A 24556-nucleotide genomic window follows, 5' to 3' on the forward strand; every position below is an offset into this window, starting at 1 on the left:
GAAAGGTATCACTATGTCCGAGAACCTGACCCGCCGCGCGGCGCTGGGTGTGCTGGGTGTCAGCTCCATGGCTTTGCTGGCGGCTTGTGGCTCTAAGACTACTTCTGAGGCGTCTGCTTCCGCTTCTGGCTCTGAGAGTGCTTCTGCATCGGCTTCTGAGTCTGCCGCCACCTCGCCCTCTGCCTCTGCGTCTGCGTCTGCGTCGGCTACCGCAGCGAATTCTCCGCTGCCTAACGACAATAAGGATTACAGCGGCGTAGCGAAGCTGGAGAATATGGAGGAGCACGGCGAGTACCAGCCGGGTAACGCTGAGCACCCACCACAGAATGTTCCCTCCCCGATCATTCCGGAGACCATGCACCAGAACTCGGTGGCTGGCTTCGCGGCGGCTCTGGCGTACTTCGGTGCGGCATTTGAGTACCTGCTGCGTACCGGCGATATGCGCTATATGAACGAGGTCAGCACCGACCAGGAGACCCTGACTGCGATGAAGAAGTACGCGGACTCCACCAAGGCAGGTATTGATGAGAAGAAGACTTGGTACGTGAACCCGACCGCTACTTTGACCATTGGTACCAAGCAGCCGGTTCTGGCGCAGGGCGCGTACAACTGGACCGTGACTCTGAACGTGGATCTGGGTGAGAAGCTGTTCAAGGATGGTAAGGAGCAGACCGTGGCGGCTGATAAGCGTCACGTGAAGATGTTCGGTGAGTCTGTTGGCCGTTACTTGAACAACAAGTGGGATTTGCACATGGACATCAACTAGTCCTCTGGACTGGTTTTCTCCTCCGCTTTTGCATCTTTTCCATCTCAGGATGCGGTTTTTCACTGTTTTTCCATTGATGGCAAAATTTATGGCTCCAGATTGCGGTGAACAGAGTTCATCACTCCTCTTATACATTGAGGTTGTCTTTTGGGGTACATAATGTTTCTAGAGCGCCGCACATGCATCATCCTTTGTTGAGAAAGGGGTTGTGCGGCGCTTTTCTGTACCCTCTTCCCTGAACCTCGTTCCTTGAGGTTTTTCTTTGGCATTATTACGAACTGTGACTGCAGGTTTAAACCTGTTGCTGGCGAGTAGTAGAGTTGCCACGTAACCGATTATTCATTATGGAGACCCCCGACGCGGCCGGCCTCCCCCAAGCTCACAAAGGAGAGCACCCCATGGCAAAGATTCTCAACAGCATTGTTGAAGCAACCGGCCAGACCCCCCTGGTTAAGCTGAACCGACTGGACGAGGGTCTTCCCGGTAACGTAGCGGTCAAGCTTGAGTTCTACAACCCCGCAGGCTCGGTCAAGGACCGTATCGGTCGCGCCATCATTGACGCCGCTGAGAAGTCGGGCGCGCTGAAGCCCGGCGGCGCCATTGTTGAGGGTACTTCCGGTAATACCGGTATTGCATTGGCTATGGTTGGTGCTGCTCGCGGTTACCGCGTCATCCTGACCATGCCGGAGACCATGTCTGCTGAGCGTCGCGTGCTGCTGCGTGCTTACGGTGCTCAGATTGTGCTGACCCCCGGTACCGAGGGTATGCGCGGTGCTGTGGAGAAGGCTAAGGAAATCGTTGCGACCACCGAGAACGCTATCCTGGCCTCCCAGTTCTCTAACGAGGCAAACCCCACTATTCACTACAACACCACCGGCCCGGAGATTTGGGAAGCAACCGACGGTAAGGTCGACATTTTCGTGGCGGGTATTGGCACCGGCGGCACCATCTCCGGTGCCGGCAAGTACCTGAAGGAGCAGAACCCGGACGTGAAGGTTGTTGCGGTTGAGCCGAAGGACTCCCCGCTACTCTCCGAGGGTCGAGTTGGTCCCCACAAGATTCAGGGCCTGGGCGCTAACTTCGTTCCCGACACCCTGAACCGCGGCATCTACGATTCAGTGACTCCGGTCAGCGCTGAGGACGCTATGCGCACCTCCCGTCTGCTGGCTACCCAGGAAGGTATTCTGGGCGGTATTTCTTCCGGCGCGGCTGTCTGGGCTGCTCTGGAGGAGGCTAAGAAGTCTGAGAACAAGGACAAGCTAATTGTGGCTATCGTTCCCGACTTCGGTGAGCGTTACATCTCTACCGCGCTGTACGAGGATATCCGCGGCTAATTGAGCTTCTGAGCCCCGGGAGGGGCTTATAGCACTACGGCCCCGTCTACCGGTTACACCCGGCGGGCGGGGCATTTGTGCATCCTTGCGGTGTTTCTTGTGACCGCTTACCTGAGAGGGTTTTACTCCCGCAGTGAACCGTCGCCCCGTATTCTTTGCCGTATCCCCGCTGAGGGTTGCGGCGGAAATAGCCGAAAGGGTCCCGTTGTTGGTACCTTTGGAAGGGTCGCATACACAGAACACGACCGATGAGGGAAAGGGAACCCATGAGTTTTATTGCGCGTCTGCGTGAAGATATTGAGAACGTCCGCCAGCACGACCCTGCTGCGCGCGGCGCTGTCGAGATTGCGCTGAACTATTCGGGCATGCACGCCATTTGGGTTCACCGTCTGACCCACAAACTCTGGCAGAAGGATGAGACGAAGGCTCTGGCTCGTACTCTCTCGCAGTTTGCTCGTTTTTTGACCGGTGTGGAGATTCACCCCGGCGCGACCATTGGCCGCCGTTTCTTCATCGATCACGGCATGGGCATTGTCATTGGTGAAACCGCTGAGGTCGGTGACGACGTGATGCTGTACCACGGCGTGACTCTGGGCGGTCGTTCCCTGAAGAAGGTGAAGCGTCACCCCACCATTGGTGACCGCGTGACCATTGGTGCCGGCGCTAAGGTGCTGGGTCCGGTGGTTATTGGTGCCGATAGCGCTATTGGTGCGAACGCCGTGGTGGTCAACGATCACCCCGCCGATTCGATTATTACCGGTATTCCGGCGAAGCACCGCCCGCGTACCCCGGAGAAGAAGAAGCCCCTGGTGGATGCTGTGGAGTATATTGACCCCGCCATGTGGATTTAGCGCTTGTTAGCGTTTTGAGGCGGTAGAGGCGCACCTGGAGGCTCCTAGCTAGGTTCTTACAGGTCTTCCCCCGCTATACCCTAAAGATGCCCCTGACCCATCTCGCCCTGACCCATCTCGGTGGCGTCCTATATCAAGACATAAAAGCCCGCCTTTGGTTGGATTCTCATCCAGCCGAAGGCGGGCTTTGACGTATTCAGCTACGGGAGCTTAGTGAACGTGAATGTCCGCTGCGTTCACCTCGGAGCGGTCAGCGCTCCACATAGTGTGGAAGGCGCCCTCTTCGTCAATACGACCGTAGGTGTGCGCGCCGAAGAAGTCACGCTGACCCTGAATCAGGGATGCGGGCAGGCGGTCGCGGCGCAGGCCGTCGTAGTAGGACAGTGCGGATGCGAACACCGGCACGGGGATGCCCAGTGCGGTTGCCTTAGCCACCACGCGACGCCAGGAAGGAACGAGCTCCTCCATGAGGTTCTTGAACGCCGGTGCGAGCAGCATGTTCGCGGGAGCCTCATCAGCGTAAGCAGCCATGATGTCGCCCAGCAGCTCGGCGCGAATGATGCAGCCTGCACGCCACAGCGATGCAATGGTGTCCAGCTTCAGGTCCCAGCCGTATTCCTTACCTGCACGGGTGAGCAGGTCCATGCCCTGTGCGTACGCGACGAGCTTGGAGGCGAAGAGTGCGCGGCGCACATCCTCAACGAACTCGGGGTCGCCTGCACCGATGCCGGTGGTTGCGATCAGGCCCGCGGGCAGTTCGCGCTGTGCCTGCTCGCGCTGCTCACGCTCGGAGGAGGAGAGGGCGCGTGCGAACACGGACTCTGCGATAGCTGAGACGGGGGAACCGAGGTCCAGGCCAGCCTTAGCGGTCCACAGACCGGTACCCTTCTGGCCCGCTGCGTCAACAATAACGTCGACCAGGGGCTTGCCAGTCTTTGCGTCTACCTGTGCGAGCACCTCTGCGGTGATTTCAATCAGGTAGGAGCTCAGGTCGCCTTCGTTCCAGGTCTTGAAGATTTCTGCCTGCTGTGCCGGCTCAATGCCTGCGATGGAGCGCAGAATGTCGTAAGCTTCGCCGATGACCTGCATGTCAGCGTACTCGATGCCGTTGTGGACCATCTTCACGAAGTGGCCCGCACCGTCGGTGGAGATCCATGCGCAGCAGGGTGCGCCGTCCTGAGGTGCCTTCGCTGCGATCTTTTCGAGCAGCGGGCCCAGGTGCTTGTAGGACTCTGCGGAGCCGCCGGGCATCATGGAGGGGCCCCAGAGAGCACCCTCTTCGCCACCGGAGACGCCAACGCCTACGAAGTGCAGACCCTTTTCAGCCAGGGCGCGCTCGCGACGGATGGTGTCGGGGAAGTGGGAGTTACCGCCGTCGATAATAATGTCGCCTTCATCGAGCATGGGGGTGAGCTGTTCGATCACTGCATCGACGGGTGCGCCCGCCTTGACCATAATCAGGATGCGGCGGGGAGACTCGAGGGAGTCAACAAGTTCCTGCAGGGACTCGGTACGGATGAAGTCGCCGTCTGCGCCGTGCTCAGCCAGCAGTGCGTCGGTCTTCTCTACGGAACGGTTGTGCAATGCCACGGTGTAGCCGTTACGTGCCAGGTTGCGGGCGAGGTTTGCGCCCATGACAGCAAGGCCGGTGACACCAATCTGTGCCTTCTTGTTTTCAGTCATGTATATAAGGATACGCGCTTAGGGCAGACTATATATAGGTGGAGTGCAGTTTTATACCCCGGGGGCTGGCGCTGCCGACCGGATTTTCTTCTGAACCCTTGAGTGAAGTGTTTTTAACCTCTGAGCGAAACATTCTGGGGGCCTGTACGAGGGTAAACAAAAACCCCGGTACCTTGCGGTACCGGGGTTAGCGGTGGGTCCTACCGGGATCGAACCGATGACATCCACGGTGTAAACGTGGCGCTCTACCAGCTGAGCTAAAGACCCATAGTTCTCACTGTTTCGTTTCCGTTCCAGTGGCGAACACAAGAAAAGACTATACGGACTTCTGGAGCAACATGCAAATCCTGAATACGTGTTCTATATCTCAGTATTTTTTTCATTTTCCCACGATACCCAACACTAAGCCACAGTAAGCCATGGCAAGCCATGTTGGGCCACTACCTTTTAGGCAGGCCATACCCCTTCATTCCGCGCCATTCCGCCAAGCCCATCATTCCGCGCTATTTAGGTGCAAAAATACCTTAACCAGTACTTTTGATGCGCGTATTTTCCACCCAGATTGTCACAATGCGAAACCCACATCACAAAAACCTTCATTTGAGACCAAGAGGAGCACCTTTAGGTCTAAGATAGTAGAGATAAGAAGCGAAGCAGGTCTCTTTGATCTACATCGCTTAAACATAAAGATTGTTCGACATCGCAACAAGGCGGGGCGGGCAATCTCACAACCGCACAGAAGAGAGGTTGGATTAGTTTGGCTAACGTACCGAACGAGCACTCCCTGAGCACCCTTCTTGATGGCCTCAAGGACATCGACGTAGAAGAGACCCAGGAATGGGCCGAGTCCCTCGAGGACCTTATCAAGACTCACGGCACCGAGCGTGCAGAGTACATCCTTCGCGCACTGCTCAAGGAAGCTGGTGAGAAGGGCGTAAAGGTTCCGACTCTGGTCAAGACCGACTACATCAACACCATCCCCGCAGACCAGCAGCCCGAGTACCCCGGTGATGAGGAACTCGAGCGCCAGTACCGCGCATGGATTCGTTGGAACGCAGCAATTATGGTTCAGCGTGCCCAGAAGAAGGGCATCGGCGTTGGTGGCCACATCTCCACCTTCGCAGGTGTTGCTGACCTCTACGAAATGGGCCAGAACCACTTCTTCCGCGGCCGTAACCACCCCGGTGGCGGTGACCAGGTCTTCTTCCAGGGTCACTCCTCCCCCGGTGTCTACTCCCGCGCATTCGTTGAAGGCGTCCTGACCGAAGAGCAGATGGACGGCTTCCGCCAGGAGAAGACCAAGGGCGCAAACGGTATTCCTTCGTACCCGCACCCCCGTTGCATGCCCGAGTTCTGGCAGTTCCCGACTGTGTCTATGGGTCTGGGCCCGCTGAACGCAATCCACCAGGCATCCTTCAACAAGTACCTGCACAACCACAAGATCAAGGACACCTCCGAGCAGCACGTCTGGGCCTTCCTGGGCGATGGCGAAATGGACGAGCCCGAGTCGCGTGGTGCACTGCAGCTGGCTGCAAACGAGCACCTGGACAACCTGACCTTCGTCGTCAACTGCAACCTGCAGCGTCTGGACGGCCCCGTTCGCGGTAACGGCAAGATTGTTCAGGAGCTTGAGGCATTCTTCCGCGGCGCAGGCTGGCACGTTATCAAGGTCCTGTGGGGCTCTGACTACGACGAGCTGCTCAAGAAGGACAAGAGCGGCAAGCTCATCCAGCTGATGAACGAAACCCTCGACGGTGACTACCAGACCTTCCGCGGCGAAGACGGCGGCTACATCCGCGAGCACTTCTTCGGCAAGTACCCCGAGACCAAGGAACTGGTTGCAGACCTGACCGACGAGCAGATCTTCAACCTGCGCCTGGGTGGCCACGACGACAAGAAGATCTACGCAGCCTACAAGGAAGCTATGGAGACCAAGGGCAAGCCCACCGTCATCCTGGCACAGTCCATTAAGGGTGCGGAGCTCGGCCCGTTCTTCGAGGCACGTAACTCCACCCACCAGATTAAGAAGTTCACCATGGAAGCACTGAAGGGCTTCCGTGACCACCTGAACATCCCCATCTCCGACGAGGAGCTGGAGAAGGATCTGTACAACCCGCCGTACTACCTGCCCGAGGCAAGCCACCCGGCACTGCAGTACATGCAGGCACGCCGTAAGGAGCTCGGCGGTTACATCCCCGGCCGTGCAAACGCACAGCCCGAGATTATCCTGCCCGAGTCCAAGGTCTACGCACAGACCAAGAAGGGCTCCGGCAAGCAGACCGCTGCTACCACCATGGCGTTCGTCCGCCTGATGAAGGACCTCATGCGTGTGAAGGGCTTCGGTCACCGTATCGCTCCCATCACCCCCGATGAGGCACGTACCTTCGGTATGGACTCCTTCTTCCCCTCGGCTAAGCTGTACAACCCCAACGGCCAGAACTACGTGCCCGTTGACCACCAGCTCATGCTCACCTACACCGAGTCCCCCGAGGGCCAGATTGTTCACGTGGGTATTAACGAGGCAGGCGCAACCGCTGCATTCATCGCTCTGGGTTCGTCCTACGACACCCACGGCGAGCCGATGATTCCGATTTACATCTTCTACTCGATGTTTGGCTTCCAGCGTACTGGCGACTCCTTCTGGGCTGCTGCCGACCAGCTGTGCCGCGGCTTCGTCATCGGTGCAACCGCAGGTCGTACCACCCTGTCCGGTGAGGGTCTGCAGCACGCTGACGGTCACTCCCCGATTCTGGCGTCCACCAACCCGGCGTTCAAGATTTACGACCCGGCATACGGCTACGAGATTGCGCACATCATGGAGCGCGGTATCGAGCAGATGTACGGCACCAAGGACGAAGACCACAACGTCATGTACTACCTGACCGTGTACAACGAGCCGATTCACCAGCCTGCTGAGCCGGCAAACGTTGACGTTGAGGGTATCGTCAAGGGTATCCACAAGATCAGCGAGTCCCCGCTGACCTCCGGCCCCAAGGCACAGCTGCTGGCATCCGGTGTTGCTGTTCCGTGGGCTGAGAAGGCTCAGCAGCTGCTGGCTGAGGACTGGGGCGTCTCCGCAGACGTCTGGTCTGTCACCTCGTGGACCGAGCTGCGCCGCGACGGCATTGCCGCTGAGGAAGAGGCTCTGCTGAACCCGAACCAGCCCGCTCGCGTTCCTTACGTGACCCAGAAGCTGGCTGGCGCTGCTGGCCCGATCGTCGCGACCACCGACTTCTCCTCGGATGTTCCCGACCAGATCCGCCAGTTCGTTCCGAACGACTTCGCAACCCTGGGTGCTGACGGCTTCGGCTTCGCAGACACTCGCCCGGGTGCACGTCGCTTCTTCCACATCGATGCAGAGTCGGTCGTTGTCCGCACCCTGCAGATGCTGGCAAAGCGCGGCGAGGTTGCAGCAGACGTTCCCGCGAAGGCATTCGCTAAGTACGACCTGCTCAACGTGAACGCTAACTCCGAGCTGGAGCAGCACTAAGCATTTAGCGACAGAACCCCGGTTCTGCGTTAGACGCTAAACGATGCCCCCGGTTGATGAATCATCAACCGGGGGCATTCTATTTATTGGTTTTTGAGAACCCACTCTTTATATCGGAGATAAACTTCTGATAGCTGCTTTCGCTGTTCTTCTAGTTTTGTTTCATTATCCCGGATGAGCGGTTTTTGATACGAAGCTACAAGATTAGCAAGACCTTGAGCCATTCCTGTATCTTTACTGCATTGTGCTTCGATGACGCTGAGTCGAATTTCTTCTTCCGATGCTGGGGAATTACTAACACCGTCACTGCGGGCTATATTTGATAGTTCTTTTGTACCCCATTCTTGGTCGCCTTTTCGTGGCGTTAGACCTTTATCCGATAGGCATTTCCACCATGCTTCACGGTATTTTTTCCATTCAGGATGATTCATGGCAGCTGCATAGGATTCACCGTGGATTCGACGATAGGCTTCTGTGAGGCCACTTTGCTCTTCGAGGCTGATGCCCGCAATCTCTTTCAACGTGGCTAAGATTTCAGGCATGCACTGTTCCATGATTTTTGTGTCATATCCCCCCGATGATGGTGCATTCCCGGGTCGCTTGTAGCTTCCATATTTGGCGGAGTATTCGGGGTTCCAGCGACCAAACTCGCGACCGGATGAAACGAATTTCCTATCTTCTACATCCGGGATATATATTTCATAGGACTGGCCGTGCTTTGCGAAACAGCGCTGCCTGAGAATTTCCAAGGCTCGACCGTAATACTGGGAATTTTCATCGAAAATGTCATTGTATTCTTCGAGTGGAGTAATGATTCGGTTGTTTTTATAGTCTAGAGTTGCTTGGGCCGTTTCATCACGTTCTAGTTGCGGGCCTGTAGAACAGGATGTGCAGGCTAGCGTGAATGCAAACGTTAAAGCCATTGCGGGCTGAAAGAATTTCTTGAGGTTCATGATTTTTCCTTTCAAGAACAACAAGGGGATTATTTTTTGCGATTGGGCGGCATAATACTTATGTCATATTATGCCGCCCAACCATTTATGCGGGGAAAATAGTCATTTCGGCGAAGGGAAGTGATCTTATCGTTCCAGTCTCCGTTCCACCAATTTCGACCTTCATAGAAACCTTCGAGGCTGTTGAAGTCGCGATAATTGATATCGAATGAGAATCCCTGATAGTCCTCATCCTGAAAAGCGACGTAATGTTCGCCATAGCTTCGGATGGAAGATACGCGATCATTCATATCACGCAGGTGAGACACGTACCGGTCGCCGTGGGTATCGTAAATACCGCCTGCCTCGTTATAGTTACGCCAGTCGTAAAAGACTGCGGCGTTACCGGCGGGCATCGCTGCCATGGTAGCTGCCGTTGCAACCATCGCGGTTGCAAGAGCCTTGTAGAGCTTCATCGTAAACTCCTAGTGTTTTGAGAAGGATATCCTTCTGCGTGAGTGAAATACATTCTACGGCTTGGTGTATACCGAGTCGTTCTCTTAGATACAATCCCTATCCATGTAATCGGAATCATATTTAAGAGGTGGCTTCAATCTAGCACTCACCAAGGAGTCTTTTCAAGCAATGAGTGAGGTATGTGTCACAAAATTTAAGAGCATGTGTATATTAAAGGCTATAAAATTTGGTATTTTATACCATTTGCATACTAATAATTTTTTGCACGAATATTTTATATGACTAAAATTACCTAAAAGATACTCTTTGCGATAATAAAGCAATGCCCCCGGCTGGTGATTCATCAACCGGGGGCATTCGTGTTTTAACTCAACCGCATGTTTTAACCGATGTAGCCCGGAGGTAACGACTATTACCTCCGGGCTAATTCAGTTACTTGTGGGCGTTGGCGAGTTTAGCCGGCGAAGTGGCCGGTCACCTCCGCCAAACGCGTCGGATTCACCAGGTCAGGGTGCGTACCCTCCAGCAGCACCGCACGGAAGGACGACGCATGCGCCGACCAACCCGCCGCCTCCAAATACGGCTGATCCTCATGCGGCACACCCACCAGCAACACATCACCATCAAAGAACGCCTGCTCAGCACCACGCATCAACGCAGCCGAAGCACGCATACTACCCAGGCACACGCCCAACTTCTCCTCCGGCAAATAACCCATCGCCGAACCCGCCCTCTGCAGACGCTCCAACGTACCCGGCAAATCAAGCCGCTCATCAGCGGCTGGCTCCGGCAAACCGCCCATACGCAGCAGCGCACGGAAGCTCTCCTGTTCATCCGGCGCAGGCACACCCTGCCACTGCTCCGAAGGATACGCATCCAACAGAACCACACGCTCAACCTGCGCACCCGCAGCCTGCGCCAGAGCCGCCACCTGCACCGCGGCAGTACCGCCCACAGACCAGCCCATCAACGCAAAACGACGCGGCAACGAACGCTCCGCCAGGGTCTTCTCAATCAGCTTCAGGTAGCCCTCAGCCAACTCCTGCAGGCTCGACGCAAACCCAGCCTGCGGGTCAGAGAACGCCTCAGCCTGCACAGCATACACACCCTGCTGAACCGGAAGATGCGAGAGGTACCCCGCATAGCACCAGCCCAAACCACCCGCAGGCGGCAGGATAAACAGCGGCTGATGAGCTGGCTCAGTAGCATCATGCGCGGCAGGATGCTCACGCTGAGTCACAATGTGCTCGCGCTGAGTCAAAATATGCTCACGTAGGGGCAGAACCGGCGCGAACTCCGCGCCCTCACCGCGCTCGCCCGCAATGGACGCCGCCAAAGCCTGCACGGTCGGATGTGCAAACAGCGCACCAATGCTCACGCTCAGACCCAGCTGCTCCTCAACCGCGGCAATCACCTCAAGAGCCGCCAGTGAATGACCGCCCGAAGCGAAGAAATCCTCATCTACGCCGAAACGCTCACGACCCAGCACGCCGGCAATAATCGAGCACAGCTGCTGCTCCAGCAGACCGTGCGGGCCCTCAGTATCAGAAGTCTGCGGGGTCAGGTCCAGGGACGCCAACAGCTTGCGATCCGCCTTGCCGGAGGGGCTTACCGGCAGAGCAGACAGGGTATGCCACAGGGTCGGAACCATGTAGTCCGGCAGAACCTGCGCGCAATGCTCACGCGCCGCATCCACCAGCTGCTCGGCACGCTCAGCGGGCACGTCGCCGGCCTCCAGCACCGCCGCCAGGGCAGGCTCACGCAGACCGCAGTACAGCAGAGCCACCGAAGCGCTCACGCCCTCAACCGCGGCAAGAGCCATCTCAATATCGCCCAGCTCCAGGCGCTGACCGCCCACCTTAATCTGGTAGTCCGTGCGGCCGCGGTAGCCGATGACGGCACGACCATCAGGAAGAATCTCCCAGCACGCCAAATCGCCCGTACGGTACAGGCGCTGGCTCTCACCGTTCAGCAGCGCGAGCGCACCGGCAGGAGCCTGCTCCACGAAAGCCGCCGCGGTCGCCTGCGGGTTGTTCTTGTAGCCGCGCGCCAGTTGCACGCCCGACAGGTGCAGTTCACCCGTCACACCCACCGGCACGGGGTGGCCGGTCGGGTCAAGAATCAGGGTGCCGGTGTTCCAGACCGGCTCGCCAATGGGCACGCTCTCACGCTGCGGGTCGGTGGAGGTCTCCCAGAAGGTCACGTCCACTGCCGCTTCGGTGGGGCCGTACAGGTTCAGGGGGTACACGCCCAGAACCTCGCCCGCAGCCTGCACCTGGTCCTTCTGCAGTGCCTCGCCCGAGCAGACCACGTAGCGCAGGGGCTGGGTGGAATTCTGACCGAAGCCGGCATCAGCCAGGATGCGGCGCGCCGCCGGCGAAGAGATCAGCGCCGAAAGCATAGTCGGCACAAAGTGCACCGCCGTGACGGACTGCTCGGCAATCACGCGCGCCAGGTAGGCGGGGTCGCGGTGCCCATCCGGGGCGGCAATGACCACGGCGGCACCCTCGGCAAGCGGCCAGTACAGCTCCCACACGTGCACATCGAAAGAGATGGGGGTCTTGTGCAGAACGCGGTCACCCTCCCCTACCGGAATCTGGTGCTGCTGCCAGCGCAGGCGGTTATCAATCGCGCGGTGGCTGATGGCAACGCCCTTAGGCCTACCCGTGGAGCCGGAAGTGAAGAGCACGTAAGCATCCTCGTCCAGGCCGGTTTTCATGCCCGGAAGCTCCTCAGCGGCGGGTGCTGAGGAGGGGGCCAGGGCGGGATCGTTAGTGCTCAGCAACGGCAGGGTTTGTTCAGACAGCACGTGCTGGGGCAGGTTCACATGACGCTGCGGTTCCTGCGGGTTCAGCTCCTGCGCGCTCAGCGGATGCAGACCGGGGCCGTGCAACAGCAGGGAACATTCGGCGTCCTCCATCATCACGCCCACACGCTCGGCGGGTAGATCCGGAAGCACCGGAACATAGGTGGCACCAGCGTACAGCAGGGCGTACAGCGCCACGTACTGCTCCACACCGCGGTGCACACGCAGACCCACCGCATCGGAAGGGCGAACACCCCAGTCCAGCAGCTGCGAGGCAAGCGCACGGGCGCGCTCGTCCAGTTCCGCGTAGGTGAGGGCGCGGTCAAAAGCGTAGGCGCGCTCCGCCTCGGGGGTGAGCACCTCACCGGGCGCGGGGGCAGAATCCAGCACCGCGAGCGCCTGCGGATGCGCCGCCACCGCGTCACGGAAGCGACCCAGCAGGGTCTTGTACTCCATCGGGTGCTCGGTCAGCGTCGGGGCAGTCAGCTCGCGCAGGGTCGCAAGCTCCGCCTCGGTCGCCAAACCCAGGTTGTTCAGGGAAGCACCCTCGCGCTGCGCCTCCGCGGCGTAGGCGGGCAGCCACTCACTCAAGCGGGCGGCGTGGCGTTCCAGCTCCTTGGCAGTGTAGAGCGCTGGGTTCATGTCAATCTCGCAGGAGATACTGTTGCCGCGGCCGGGCATACCGCGCAGGGTGAAGGTCGCATCAGCAACGGGACCGGCAGAAATATTGTGAATGTGCGCGGTCGGTACCGGGGCTCCGGACTCATCCTTGGAGGGTACCGCCAGCGGCAACACTGCATCAAAGGGCACCACGTTAATCTGCGCACCAAACAGCCTGGACTGGGCATTACGTGCGGTACGTTCCAAATCTTCCTGACGAGCCAGCGGATGCTCAGCATTGCGGGCGTACTGCTCCTTCACCGAGTGCAGGGACTCCGCGATGGGACCGGTCGCCGCAACATGCACCGGCAGAACGTTCACCGCGGTACAGCCGGTCTGCGCGCTCGCCGCACCCAGGGCGCGGGTCGCCTCCGGCAGGGTGCGGGCGAACATGCGGTTCATCTGCGGCACACCGAACGAAGCCTGCGAGTAGCCGCCCACACGCGCCAGGTACGAGCCCACGGCAGCGGTCGCCAACACCGGCCAGGAGACGGCGTGCTGCTTTGCCGCATCCAGCAGAGCCTGCTGGGTGGGCACGTCAATGCTGAACGCCAGGCGCACAGACCGCGCCGACGGGGAGGCTGTACGACCCGCCAGGGAGGTATCTTCCTGCTCCAGGGCGCCGCTCGCCTCCCAGAAGGCGACGTCTTCGTCACGGGAGGTTGAGGCAGCATCGTCGGCATCGAGTAGCTGTTGCAGGCTCATGCGGCGGGTTGCAGGAACCGGCTGGCCTGCGGACAGGGCACGGTATATCGCCGCCACGCGGGAGAGACCGTTGAACGCCGCGAACCCGTCAGCAACCACATGGGAGAAAGAATGGTACACCCAGAGGAACCCGTCGTAACGCACTGCAGCGCTGCGTACGGTCACGCCCTCATCGGTGGTAAGGGGCTGGGCGAGCAGACGCTGTGCCCAGGTGCGCACCGGCGCAGGCAAGTCAGAGTTAGGCAGGTCAGAGATGTTCTCCTCCCCCGCCTCCGCGGTGTCGTTCAGATCCCCCTCATCCACGAGCAGGTCAATGCCCGCGAGGAATGCCTCAAGCGACAGAATCTGCTGGGAGGCGGCACCATCGGCAATGCGGGTGCGCACGCGGAAGCCCTCGTTCTCGCGGTAGAGCTGCTCAAAAGCCTCACGCAGCAGAGCGAGGTCGGTGTCTGCGGGGCATTGCAGAACCTCCGCGGTGTTGTAGCAGGGATTCGTCGGGTCAATCGCGGCGGCAAAATAGATGCCGCGCGCGTTAGTGGTCAGCGGCAGCCAGGGACTGTCAGCACTATGCTGTGCGGAGGGGTTCGCGGCGGTGCGAAGGTAGGAAGCAGTCCCGAAGCTAGCGGCTGCGGTAGTATCAGCTACGCCCATGGTGGCCTCTCAAGGTCTGGATCAGGGGTCTGAGTCAAGGATGATATGCGGTGTGTAAAAGGTAGGCTACTGCCCCGCCAATTCACGCTGGCAGAAGTAAGCTGACAAGGGTAAACGAGGCGAGTAGCAAACACCCCGAGCACCCGTCTGCATTCGCGGCAGGTAGGCGCTCAGGGTACGATGAAACTTAGCCCAGGCGGGAAGCGATGAACTCCACAGTCGGGTTCTCCACCAGCTCGGTAAACTCAATCGCGGCGCCCTCAGCGGCAAGGTCGTCGAGCAGGGCGAAGGAGCCCATCGAGTCCAGGCCCAGAGAAAACAGGTCGGTGGTCGGTTCGTCAAACGCGGTCTGCAGAGAGTCGGGCTCGACGATGTACTTCTCCATGATGGGGCGCAGGGTCTCAAGTGCGGACATTTTTCTCCTCAATAGGGGTAGGAATACGGGCTTAAGATTTAGCCAAAAATTTCGGCAAGCTTGGCGCGCAGTTCGCGGCGAGAAATCTTACCCACGTTCGTGGTGGGCAGCTCCTGCAGAACCTGCACGCGCTCGGGAATCTTGAAGTCAGCTAGCTTCTTCGAAGTGAAGAACTCATGCATCGTTCGGCGCGGGTTTTCACCCAGGTCGGCGCCTTCCTGCGGCACAATAACCAGGCCCACACGCTCGCCCACGGTCTCATCCGGGATGCCCAGAACCACGGCGTCAAAAACGTCGGGGTGGGTTAGCGCCAGCTCTTCAATTTCATCCACGGCAATCTTCTCGCCGTTGCGGTTAATCTGGTCCTTCGCGCGGCCGGTCACCTCAAGGTACTTACCGGCAACTAGGCGCACAATATCACCGGTGCGGTAGAAGCCTTCCTCGGTGAAGCCGTAGCGGTTCGCGTTCTCCTCCAGGTAGTAGCCGCGAATCGTGTACGGGCCGCGGGTGAGTAGGTGGCCGCTCTCGCCGCGCTTAACCGGCAGGTCCTGATCATCAACAATCAGAATTTCATCGTCGGGGCTAATCGGGTAGCCCTGAGTCCTCAGGCGCATCTCAATCGGGTCGGTCGAACGGGTGTAGTTCACCAGGCCCTCAGCCATGCCGAACACCTGCTGAACGGTGCAGCCGAGCACCGACTCGATCTTGCCCGCAACCGCCGGAGCCAGCTTCGAGCCGCCCACCTGCAGGGTCTGCAGGGAGGGCAGGGACACTTCGCGCTTCTCCGCGGAGGCGACCCACGCCTGAGCCAGCGGCGGCACCAGCGCGGAGGTGGTCACACCTTCCATCTCAATGAGGTGGAACGCAGTCTGCGGGGACGGATCCGCCGCAAACACCAGCTTGCCGGAGGCGCACATGACGCCCAGAATACCGGGCGAGCTCATCGTGAAGTTATGAGCGGCGGGCAGCACCACGAGCATGGTCGTGTTGTTGTTCAGCTTGCAGATATCGACCGAACCGCGTACCGAGTACAGGTAGGCAGCGTGGGTGCGGGGAATCAGCTTCGAAATGCCGGTCGTACCGCCGGAAAGCTGCAGGAACGCCACCTGCTCGCTCGCACGCAGGTTCTCGGTGTTCTGAATGACGCCGGGCACGAACTCTTCAGCGAGCTCCTCTTCGGTCAGCGGGGTCAGCGGCTCCGCAACGTCAATAGCAACCGGCGGCTCTTGAGAGTTCTTGCGCAACTCGGCGGCAACATCCTCGTGCAGGGCGGAGAAATCTGCACCCGGGGTTAGCGAAGAGAACACATGCGCCGCCGCGTCGGTGCGGGTCGCAAAGTGCACGAGCTCAGTGGTGCGGTGCTGCGGCAGGCAGAACACCGGCAGAGCAGCCGCCCAGAAAATACCGAGCAGGTACACCAGGTACTCGGCGGTGTTACCCAGCTGCAGCAGCACGCGGTCACCGGGCTGCACGCCAGCCTGAATGAGGCGCGCCGCAGCGGCACGACCTGCCGCTTCCAGCTCACCGTAGGAGAGGCGAATCTGCTGGGGCTTGCCGTCCTCATTAAGCTGCGCGTGCGAGATCGCCACCAGCGCAGGAAAGTGCGGCTTCGCTCGGCAGGCATCCAACAGGAACTCGGGGATGGTCTGGTCAATCCAGTAGCCGGCTTCGCGGTACTTCGCGGCAAAAGACTCGGGGATGAGCGGTGTGGGGGCCAGGGGGCTACGTTCTACGGTCATCTTCTCTCGATTTCTGTGTCGTTTGCGGTTTCTATAGCGCTCACGTGCTGCGTGCGTTCGCAGCGTGATGCCATCTCGTCAATGAGGGCGGGTGCGCAGCCTACACCGGGTACCCTTCGGTACCCCTCGTGGCACGGTAGTGCTACATCTACCAAGAGACTACGCATCTCTTATGCTGTCCTTTTCTAGGATACGGGCGCGGCGGTGTTTACCCTAACGGGAACCCCGCATGCCCACCATGCGCCCCCAGCGGGCGGGGCAAACCTCAGCAGGCGAGGGGTCCGGGGCGCCCAATCATCGGCAGCGGTACAAGCTCTACGCTACTTTTTGTGCATCTTTCTCGTAGTTCTGCTCGCCACGCTCAATATTCCGCTGGTGAGCATCAATGATGCGTTCCAGGGTCGGCACAATCGCACCGCGCCAGCACGCATAATCGTGACCGCCGTTAAAGGTCGTGCAGCGCGCTCTCTCCAGACCAAGCTTTTCCAGGCGCACCTTCAGCTCACGGTGAGGAGGCACCAAAACCCACTCCTGCTCCCCCACCTCAATCTCAAGGTACAGGTGGCGCAGACGATCAATCTCTCCCGCCGCCTCCAGCTCGTCCAGGCGGTCCATGACCTGTGGCTGCCACAGCGACGATGACTGCGCGATCGCACCGCCAAAGGCCTCCGGGCGGCTCAGCACCGCCAACAGGGAGGACAGGCCACCCAGCGACTGACCGTTAATCACAATGTTCTGCGGCGCGGTCTTAATACCGTGCACCGCCTCCAGGTGCGGGAAGGCAATCTCCACCAGGTAGTCGGCAATCGGGTTGTCACCGTTCAGTTCCTTCCAGCGGTTCTCACGACCGCCAGAGTGAAGGAAGAACACGTGCATCGCCGGAATACGGCCCACCTCATGGGCGCGATTGAGGATACGCTCCATGCCCTGGCTAAACCACATTTCGCCGTCGAACTGGATGAACAACGGCGCATCCGGGGCGGGATCGCCCACGCGACCGAGCACGTACTGGTGGCCGTCAGGGGTATGCATCCACTCGGGGGCGGGCAGTGCGTCAATCTCTTCCTGAGTCAGGATGAACTCCTGCACCGGCGCGTGCTCAAGCTGCACCACACCCATGCAACGACCGATGCGGTTGCACACGGTCTCGGGGTTCAGCGGGTCGCCCTCACCGGAGTCCAGCGCGGCGCGCAGGCGCACCTGGTCGTCATCACCCAGCCAGGCGGGGCGCTCGCCGGGCAGCACCGGCAAGAAGTTGTAGGAGGCACGCCAGGTAGTTTCCATCTGCATGCTCAGCTGCCACCATCCGGTGCCCTCGATGCGGGTCATGAGGGAACGGTCAAGATTCTTCTCATCGGTCAGGCGGTTGATGAACATGAGCACCTGCTCCGCCTGCTCGTTGTGGTACAGGAAGGTAACGATGCGCTCGTTCTCACTGATGCTGCCGTCTTTACGGTGCACCGGCTCGATGATGGGGGTACCTTCGGAGACGACCTCAACGATGCGGGCGTTCAGCTCTTTGGAGCTGACTGCCTCGGCGATGAGGGCGCTGATGAGGGGGCTATCCACGCGCGGTGCCGGTACGGGGCGCGGGGTTTTGGGAGGACTCGGGCGCACAGCCGGCGCAACGGTACACGGCTGCGCAGAGGTAGCCTGTACAGAAGCAGGCTGTTCAGAAGTGCCCTGTACAGAAATGCCCTGTACAGAAATGCTCTGTGCGGGAACGGTCTCGGTGGGTTCGTGCTCGCCCAACGGTTCCTCCTTGGTCTGTGGAAACACTCAATTGATGAGAATCGGTGAGGAGGCACATTATCGTTAGTTAGCCTCTACTACCTCACTCTATGGTATCCCTTACCCAAACTCCAGCCAAAGGGAAAAACGAAAGAACCAAAAGATGACAATCATGACAGCCAGCACACACTACTAAAACCCAAGCACGAAGCCACCACAACCCTGCCCAGCCCAGCCCCACCTAAAACCAGCCTGTCCACCCCAAAAGTTAAAAGAGATGAGGCACCGAGACCGTGCATCAAACCTCTCAAGTCGTAACTTTCAAAGCCTCATACGGCAGTCTCGGTGCCTCATCTACGGGTTCCCAAAATGGAACCTACCCAGTGCTCGGATCCGTTCATGCGTCAAAGACGGGCGAGCACCGGGTAGGCGCCCTACGCGCAGGGGATCCTGGGTCCCTCAGATCCTAACGTTCGCTACTCGGCGCAATGCCGAGCTTTTCCACCCGTACTGAGACGATTGGCGCCAACTCCCACGCGGCTTAGGGGCGAAAACTATTCGCTTTCGCGGGCCGCCGAAATAGCATCAGCGGCAATATGAATTGATTGGTTCTCCTTCGGAATAACCAAAGGAGTACCAGTGCACGGATCAGGAATAATAACCGATTGCAGGTCAAAAACTTCCTGAATAAGTTCCGGTGTAATTATCGCACGCGGATCACCCTGAGCGATAATCCGACCCTGCTTCATTAAAACAACATGAGTAGCATACCTGAAAGCAAGGTTCAGGTCATGCAACACCACGGCTACAGTCCGGCCTTCGGAATGCAATTTCTTCGTCAGGTTCAGCACCTCAATCTGGTGTGTGATGTCCAGGTAGGTGGTCGGCTCATCGAGAAGAATCAGCGGGGTCTGCTGCGCCAGGGTCATGGCAATCCACACGCGCTGACGCTGACCGCCCGAGAGCGCCTCAATGGGACGCTCCGCAAGCTCCAGCACGTTCGCTGCCTGCATCGCCTCCACGCAGGCTCGCTCGTCCTCATCAGACCAGGAACGCAGTAGCGACTGGTGCGGGTAGCGGCCGCGCGCCACCACATCCGCCACGGTCACGCCACTCGGCGCCTCCGGGGTCTGCGGCAACATCGCCAGGATCTTAGCAATGGCGCGGGACTTCATCTGCGGCAGCGGGGTGCCGTCTAGGCGAACCTCGCCCTCTTTGAGCGGGTTCACGCGGGCAAGAGCCTTCAATGTGGTCGACTTACCACAGGCGTTGGGGCCCAGGATAACGGCCAGCTCCCCCTCCGGCACCTGAAAATCTACCCCGTTGAGCACCGTATGCTCACCGTAGGCAACCACCATGTTCTCGCCTTCAAGGCGGGTCGTCACACTAGTGTTCACTAGCTCTTCTTCCTTTCGAGGTAAATCAGGTAAATCAGGTACAGGCCACCAATCGCGCCGGTCACCACACCCACCTGAATGATGCGTCCGGAAACAGCGAATCGGCCAATCAGGTCGGAGCCGAGCACCATGAACGCACCCATGAGTGCCGCGGAGGTGAAGCCCACCCCACCACTACGGGAGAGAGTCTTCGCAATGTGCGGCGCAGCCAGGGCGACGAAGGCAATCGGACCGGTCGTCGCGGTCGCCAGCGAAACCAGAAGCACACCGATGAACAGAGCCGCCACACGGTACGCATTCACGCTCACACCCAAACCGGATGCCACCTGGTCACCAAAACGAATCGCGCCCAGCGGGCGGACCAGCATCAGCAGCAGCGGAGTCACCACAAGCAGCAGACCCAGTAGCGCGTAGGTGCGCTCCCAGGTGATGTCATTGAGCGAACCGGCAAGCCAGGACGCCGCGGTCTGCGCCTGAGTCAGCGAAGCACGCACCACCAGCAGCGCGTTGAACGCCGCCAGAGTCGAACCCACACCAATACCGACCAGCACCAGACGGAAACCGTACAGGCCCGTGTGCCGCGTCAACAACCACACCAGCACCGAGGTCGCTAAGCCACCAACCACAGCGCCCAGGGCAACCTCAACGGGGCCGGAATTGAACACAATAATCTGCAACAGCGCACCGGTTGCGGCACCATTTGTGAAGCCGATAATATCCGGTGATCCTAGGGCGTTACCCGAAATCACCTGGAAAATCGCACCCGACAGACCAAGCGCCGCGCCCACCAGAAGCGCCGCCACAATACGCGCCGCACGCTGCTGAGCAAAAGTCACCGTAATCTGCTTACCCTCACCTAGCAGCGCCGGGATCAGCTTCTCCGGGGCAATCTTGTAGTCCCCCTGCAGCATGCCCCAAAACGCCAGCACCGCAATCAGCACCACCAACGCCACATTCAGAATCAGCACACGCCACGGCACCTGAGCACTCAGCGGACCGCGCACAGTCAACACCGGGCGGCCACCCAAATCGCGGCCACGACGACGCGCAGAACGATTAGTCGCAGTGGTGGCGGCCTCCGTCGATAGAGCGGAAGAATTCGACATTAGAGAGCCTCCACCTTACGACGAGTCATCAGGAACAAGAACACCGGGGCACCGGCAAGAGTCGCCACAATACCCACCTGAGTCTCCTGCGGAGCCACCAGCACACGCGCCAACACGTCAGCACACAGCAGCCACACCGGACCCAACAGCGCCGAACCATAATTCACCCAGCGCACATCATTACCGAGCAGAGCACGCACCACAAACGGCACTGCCAAACCCACAAATCCAATCGGACCCACAGCAGCAGTCGCCGCACCAGCAAGCACCGTCACCGCCAGCAACGTCAAATTCTGCGTCGTACGCACACTCACGCCGAGGCTGGTCGCCGCCTCCTCGCCCATACTCAGAGCATTAATCGCAGGAGCCACAAAAAATGCCACCAGCACACCCAGCACAATCACCGGGCCCACCGTTGACGCGATATCCATACCGCGGCCCTCCAGCGAACCGGCAACCCACACACGGAACTCGTTATACGCATCCTGATCAGCCAAAATCAGGCCCTGCGCAATCGCCGACAACGCCGCAGAAATCGCCACACCCGCCAACGCAAGCTTCACAATCGACCCGTCACGGCCACGACCCAGCATGTACACCAGCACCGCAGCCAACGCACCACCAATCGTCGCAGCAACCATGTACTGCCAAATGCCCATCACACCAAAAACCACCACGGAAGCAATCACAGCCACCGCAGCACCGGCATTCACACCCATCAGACCGGGCTCAGCCAGCGGGTTACGGGTCAACGACTGCATCAACGAACCGGCAACCGCCAACGCAGCACCCGCTGCAAGACCCACCAGGGTACGCGGAATACGCTGCTCCGTCACAATCGTCTGCGTCTGCTCAGAAGCAGTGCCATTGAAAACAGCCAGAACCTGATCCGGCGGAAGATTATTCGACCCGAACAGCAAAGAAGCAGCCACAGCCCCCACCAAAAGCACCGCAAACAGGAACAGAAAAGCCAGGCGCTTACCCAACTTCTGCCCCTGAATCACAGAACCCTGACGGGACGTACTCTCCTGCTGAACATCTCGGGACAATGAGCTCGTGCGGGCCACTATGCTCCTTATGCTCGATACAAGAAAACTAAGGAGGCGCGCCCGGCGCACCCACACCACGCGAGGGGTACCCGGCACACCGGTAGATAATGAGAGAAACGCCGGAGCGGGTGGGTTACTCCCCCACCCGCATCCGACGTTAAGTCTTAGCGCTTACGGGTCAGCAGCAACGCAGCGGCACCCACAACGCTTACGCCCAGAACCACCACGCCAATCCACGGGAACGCAGCACCGTAAGTCACGGTCTGAACGGTGGATGCGGTGTTAGCCGCGCCCGAAGCTGAAGCGCTCGGGTTCGACGCATTACCGCGCGCAACAGCCGAAGAAGATGCGCTCGCCGAAGCGGTAGCCTTCTTCTGGGCATTTGCAGAAGCCGAAGCAGCCGGCGCAGCGGAAGAGTCAGCTTCCACGTTCAGGCGGTCGTACTCCTCCTTGGTGATGGTGTTGCCGTCAGCGTCGGTGTACACAGTCTCAGCCTCAGCATTCGACTCATCACTCTGAGAGTTTGCGGAATCATCAGAACCCGAACGACGAGAGGAAGAGTTAGAAGATTCAGAACCGTTCTCGCCCACCACGGTGAACTCGGGGCTGCGGTTGCTGTACGCCTCGGTACCCAGGTACTTGCCGTCCTTGTCACGCTTCTCACGGGAAGCGAGGAAACGCAGAGTGTGGGTGCCAGGGCCTACATCCGGCAGCACGAAGGAACCGGAGACGTTACCGTTGCCATCGGTCTTCTGCTGATGCACCACGCAAGCGCCCTGAGCCGCATTGGAGGGGCACAGGTTGCCGTCGTCCACCTTCACGGACACCACAGCGTTCGCGGGGAAGCCGCTCACGCTAAAGGAAATCACGCCGTGCTCGCTCACAGAGGGGGAAACGGTTGAGGAGGTGTTATCGGTAGATGCCTTCGCACCACCCGGAGGCAGAGCGGATGCAGTGCCAACACCCAGGCCCAGTGCCAGGGTTGCGGCGGCGCAGGCGGTCAGTGCCTTAGAGGTCAGGGATGCCTTCGGGGTTCCCGAAAAAGGTGCACGCATGGTTGTCCTTTCAAATCTTTGCCAGGTTCATCTCTGGATATTCCGGTCCGTAGCAGAAACAACGGAGCGACGCTGTATATCTGAACCCAAGTAGTCGGAGGGGCACCCGGTTTACGCACCCCTTCTCCAGGGGGGTGAGCCGGTGCCGGTGTGAGTGTGCAGTCAGAAAATTTACTTCTTGGAGGTACGCAACACCAGAGCCGTAGTCAGAATCACCAAGCCAGCTGCCGAAAGCAGCAGGTTGTTGGCGTTATTGACTAGCCACTTGGTCATACCGGTTAGCTCAGTACCTTCAATGGTTGGCCCCTGCGCAGTCAGGGCCGTAGGGCTGGAGGTAGCACTTGCATTCGAACGCGGCGAGGCAGAAGCAGAAGGTGAGCTGATGGCTTTAACACTCGCATTAGCCTGGGGCGTCGAGGCAGCGCTTTGGGGAGCTGCTTCCTTCGCCTTAGCCTGCACTCGCTTCACAATAGGTTCGGCGGGAGTAACAACTGTGGCGAGTGACGGCTCCACATCGTAGGAGCCCTGGTCATCATTGGATACATCCTCGCGGGGTGCCACGACACGCTCGATAGTTATGTCAGCAAAACCAAGCACGGCATTCTCAGCATCCTGATTACCGTTGTGCACAACCACTCGGTAGGTGGTGGGAGACATAGTTCCGCTAGTCTCGTAGCTGAAACTGCGGTTGTTATCCAGGCGCTTCCAGCCGGAGCCGTAGAGGGTCTGCGGGGAGTTACCGAGATAGGTCGCGGCGTACACCCAGGTGCCCGGTTCAGCGTTCGGCACGGTCACGGTCACGGTGGAGCCGTCACGGCTCACCTGCACGCCATTACCAGCGGTCAGTTCGGAGGCGTTGACCGGCTCGGGTGCGTCACCGGGGGCGTACTCCGGAGCCTTGTCGCTGAGCTTAATCTTCTGTCGAATAGACACGCCGCGGTCGTAGTTTTTACCCTGCTCATCTGCTCCACCCAAGGAACCGGAGAGGATCTGCACGTTGTGCTCGGAATTTTCGGTAGCCCAGCCTGCCTCCACCAGTTTTTCGGCACTCAAACCGGTGTTTTCGGTGGTGGGCAGAGGAACCTCAACCTCAAAGGTACCGTCTTCATTGGCAATTGCCATGAAGTTTGCAGGCGAGTTGCCACCCTCCTTAGTCAGGGGATTAATGGCCTGGTGTGCTTTATCGGGGAGGGCATCCAGGAACTTGACCGCAAATATGGCGCCGCGGTCGGGGGCATTACTCACGAAGCCTTCACCGCGCACCACAATCTTGCCTTCGCGCCACTTTTCGGTGGAGATGGTCACACGTGCCTTCACAGGGTTCGCTGTCTTGGAGCTGGCAGACTTAGTCGGCTGAATACTCGATGACGCGGACGGGGTAGGCTCAGCGGTCTTGCTCGGCTCATCAGAGGGAGCAGCATTAGGGGTAGCCGAGGCTGACGGGGTCGCCGCCGGGTCCGAGGCGATACCAATCGGCAGGTTGGAATCCGCGAATGCGAGAGTGGTGCCGGTCAGCGCTGCTCCAGGGGTGATGAGCGCGCCGGCGAGAGCCACGACGGCACCGTAGCGGGCTGCGGTGCGCACGGGTCGAGTTTCGGTCATTGTGCTCCTTGAGGATGGTGTGGTGGGTCGTGCATCCCCTTCCCGCCGCGGTTTTCAGGTCGCGGTGGGAAGGGGTGTGGCGGAAGCTTCAGCGTGTGATTGCTTCA

General features: G+C 59.3%; 16 protein-coding genes and 1 tRNA gene. 4 read left to right on the forward strand and 13 right to left on the reverse strand.

Going from position 1 to position 24556, the window contains the following annotated elements; genetic code table 11:
• Window positions 1–13 precede the first annotated feature (13 nt).
• From QFX05_RS01220 to epsC, 3 genes are all read left to right on the forward strand, one after another.
• Entirely contained in the window at window positions 14–766 is a 753-nt protein-coding gene (locus tag QFX05_RS01220; RefSeq protein ID WP_279740227.1) for a DUF6318 family protein, read from the forward strand.
• Window positions 767–1164: 398 nt separating this feature from the next.
• A complete protein-coding gene (gene cysK / locus QFX05_RS01225; RefSeq protein WP_279740229.1) occupies window positions 1165–2100 on the forward strand; it encodes a cysteine synthase A in 936 nt (311 codons plus the stop codon).
• A gap of 266 nt (window positions 2101–2366) precedes the next feature.
• Window positions 2367–2951 (forward strand): serine O-acetyltransferase EpsC, encoded by a 585-nt coding sequence (gene epsC / locus QFX05_RS01230; protein ID WP_279740231.1) that lies wholly within the window; start codon window positions 2367–2369, stop codon window positions 2949–2951.
• A gap of 210 nt (window positions 2952–3161) precedes the next feature.
• Here epsC and gndA read toward each other — a convergent pair whose 3' ends face one another.
• Complete coding sequence (gndA, locus tag QFX05_RS01235; protein WP_279740232.1) at window positions 3162–4634, reverse strand: NADP-dependent phosphogluconate dehydrogenase; 1473 nt, start codon at window positions 4632–4634, stop codon at window positions 3162–3164.
• 194 nt (window positions 4635–4828) lie between these two features.
• Window positions 4829–4901: transfer RNA gene (locus tag QFX05_RS01240), tRNA-Val, on the reverse strand.
• A gap of 490 nt (window positions 4902–5391) precedes the next feature.
• On the opposite strand from QFX05_RS01240, the gene aceE reads away from it, so the two are divergent.
• The gene (gene aceE / locus QFX05_RS01245) at window positions 5392–8124 is read left to right on the forward strand and encodes a pyruvate dehydrogenase (acetyl-transferring), homodimeric type (protein WP_279740234.1); all 2733 of its coding nucleotides are present in this window, start codon (window positions 5392–5394) and stop codon (window positions 8122–8124) included.
• Between the two features lie 83 nt (window positions 8125–8207).
• Here aceE and QFX05_RS01250 read toward each other — a convergent pair whose 3' ends face one another.
• From QFX05_RS01250 to QFX05_RS01300, 11 genes are all read right to left on the reverse strand, one after another.
• Window positions 8208–9077, reverse strand: coding sequence for a hypothetical protein (locus QFX05_RS01250; protein ID WP_279740236.1), 870 nt, complete (start codon window positions 9075–9077; stop codon window positions 8208–8210).
• Between the two features lie 68 nt (window positions 9078–9145).
• On the reverse strand, window positions 9146–9532 hold the full coding sequence (locus tag QFX05_RS01255; protein ID WP_279740237.1) for a beta/gamma crystallin-related protein: 387 nt from the start codon (window positions 9530–9532) through the stop codon (window positions 9146–9148).
• Window positions 9533–9987: 455 nt separating this feature from the next.
• Window positions 9988–14355: an amino acid adenylation domain-containing protein gene (locus QFX05_RS01260; RefSeq protein ID WP_279740238.1), complete on the reverse strand. Its 4368-nt coding sequence runs from the start codon at window positions 14353–14355 to the stop codon at window positions 9988–9990.
• 187 nt (window positions 14356–14542) lie between these two features.
• Window positions 14543–14770 carry a phosphopantetheine-binding protein gene (locus tag QFX05_RS01265; RefSeq protein WP_279740240.1) on the reverse strand — a complete coding sequence of 76 codons (228 nt, stop codon included), beginning with the start codon at window positions 14768–14770 and terminating at the stop codon, window positions 14543–14545.
• Window positions 14771–14808: 38 nt separating this feature from the next.
• The gene (locus tag QFX05_RS01270) at window positions 14809–16509 is read right to left on the reverse strand and encodes a (2,3-dihydroxybenzoyl)adenylate synthase (RefSeq protein ID WP_279740242.1); all 1701 of its coding nucleotides are present in this window, start codon (window positions 16507–16509) and stop codon (window positions 14809–14811) included.
• Window positions 16510–16824: 315 nt separating this feature from the next.
• Window positions 16825–18261 (reverse strand): enterochelin esterase domain-containing protein, encoded by a 1437-nt coding sequence (locus tag QFX05_RS01275; protein WP_279740244.1) that lies wholly within the window; start codon window positions 18259–18261, stop codon window positions 16825–16827.
• A 533-nt stretch (window positions 18262–18794) separates the two neighbouring features.
• Window positions 18795–19637 (reverse strand): ABC transporter ATP-binding protein, encoded by an 843-nt coding sequence (locus QFX05_RS01280; protein WP_279740245.1) that lies wholly within the window; start codon window positions 19635–19637, stop codon window positions 18795–18797.
• Complete coding sequence (locus QFX05_RS01285) at window positions 19637–20743, reverse strand: FecCD family ABC transporter permease (RefSeq protein ID WP_279740247.1); 1107 nt, start codon at window positions 20741–20743, stop codon at window positions 19637–19639. Before QFX05_RS01285 ends, QFX05_RS01280 begins: the two co-directional genes overlap by 1 nt.
• Window positions 20743–21810 carry a FecCD family ABC transporter permease gene (locus tag QFX05_RS01290; RefSeq protein WP_279740249.1) on the reverse strand — a complete coding sequence of 356 codons (1068 nt, stop codon included), beginning with the start codon at window positions 21808–21810 and terminating at the stop codon, window positions 20743–20745. Before QFX05_RS01290 ends, QFX05_RS01285 begins: the two co-directional genes overlap by 1 nt.
• Before the next feature lie 146 nt (window positions 21811–21956).
• Entirely contained in the window at window positions 21957–22847 is an 891-nt protein-coding gene (locus QFX05_RS01295) for a plasmid partitioning protein (protein ID WP_279740251.1), read from the reverse strand.
• Window positions 22848–23018: 171 nt separating this feature from the next.
• Window positions 23019–24449, reverse strand: a complete 1431-nt coding sequence (locus tag QFX05_RS01300) for a hypothetical protein (protein ID WP_279740252.1) — start codon at window positions 24447–24449, stop codon at window positions 23019–23021.
• Window positions 24450–24556: the final 107 nt, after the last annotated feature.

The sequence above is a fragment of the Rothia similimucilaginosa genome (assembly GCF_029850875.1).
GTDB lineage: Bacteria > Actinomycetota > Actinomycetes > Actinomycetales > Micrococcaceae > Rothia.

What these genes read in the sequence shown, in the direction of transcription:
- QFX05_RS01220 (WP_279740227.1), top strand. Translation starts at nt 14, where the DNA reads ATGTCCGAGAACCTGACCCGCCGCGCGGCGCTGGGTGTGCTGGGTGTC.
- cysK (WP_279740229.1), top strand. Translation starts at nt 1,165, where the DNA reads ATGGCAAAGATTCTCAACAGCATTGTTGAAGCAACCGGCCAGACCCCC.
- epsC (WP_279740231.1), top strand. Translation starts at nt 2,367, where the DNA reads ATGAGTTTTATTGCGCGTCTGCGTGAAGATATTGAGAACGTCCGCCAG.
- gndA (WP_279740232.1), bottom strand. Translation starts at nt 4,634, where the DNA reads ATGACTGAAAACAAGAAGGCACAGATTGGTGTCACCGGCCTTGCTGTC.
- QFX05_RS01250 (WP_279740236.1), bottom strand. Translation starts at nt 9,077, where the DNA reads ATGAACCTCAAGAAATTCTTTCAGCCCGCAATGGCTTTAACGTTTGCA.
- QFX05_RS01255 (WP_279740237.1), bottom strand. Translation starts at nt 9,532, where the DNA reads ATGAAGCTCTACAAGGCTCTTGCAACCGCGATGGTTGCAACGGCAGCT.
- QFX05_RS01260 (WP_279740238.1), bottom strand. Translation starts at nt 14,355, where the DNA reads ATGGGCGTAGCTGATACTACCGCAGCCGCTAGCTTCGGGACTGCTTCC.
- QFX05_RS01265 (WP_279740240.1), bottom strand. Translation starts at nt 14,770, where the DNA reads ATGTCCGCACTTGAGACCCTGCGCCCCATCATGGAGAAGTACATCGTC.
- QFX05_RS01270 (WP_279740242.1), bottom strand. Translation starts at nt 16,509, where the DNA reads ATGACCGTAGAACGTAGCCCCCTGGCCCCCACACCGCTCATCCCCGAG.
- QFX05_RS01285 (WP_279740247.1), bottom strand. Translation starts at nt 20,743, where the DNA reads ATGTCGAATTCTTCCGCTCTATCGACGGAGGCCGCCACCACTGCGACT.
- QFX05_RS01295 (WP_279740251.1), bottom strand. Translation starts at nt 22,847, where the DNA reads ATGCGTGCACCTTTTTCGGGAACCCCGAAGGCATCCCTGACCTCTAAG.
- QFX05_RS01300 (WP_279740252.1), bottom strand. Translation starts at nt 24,449, where the DNA reads ATGACCGAAACTCGACCCGTGCGCACCGCAGCCCGCTACGGTGCCGTC.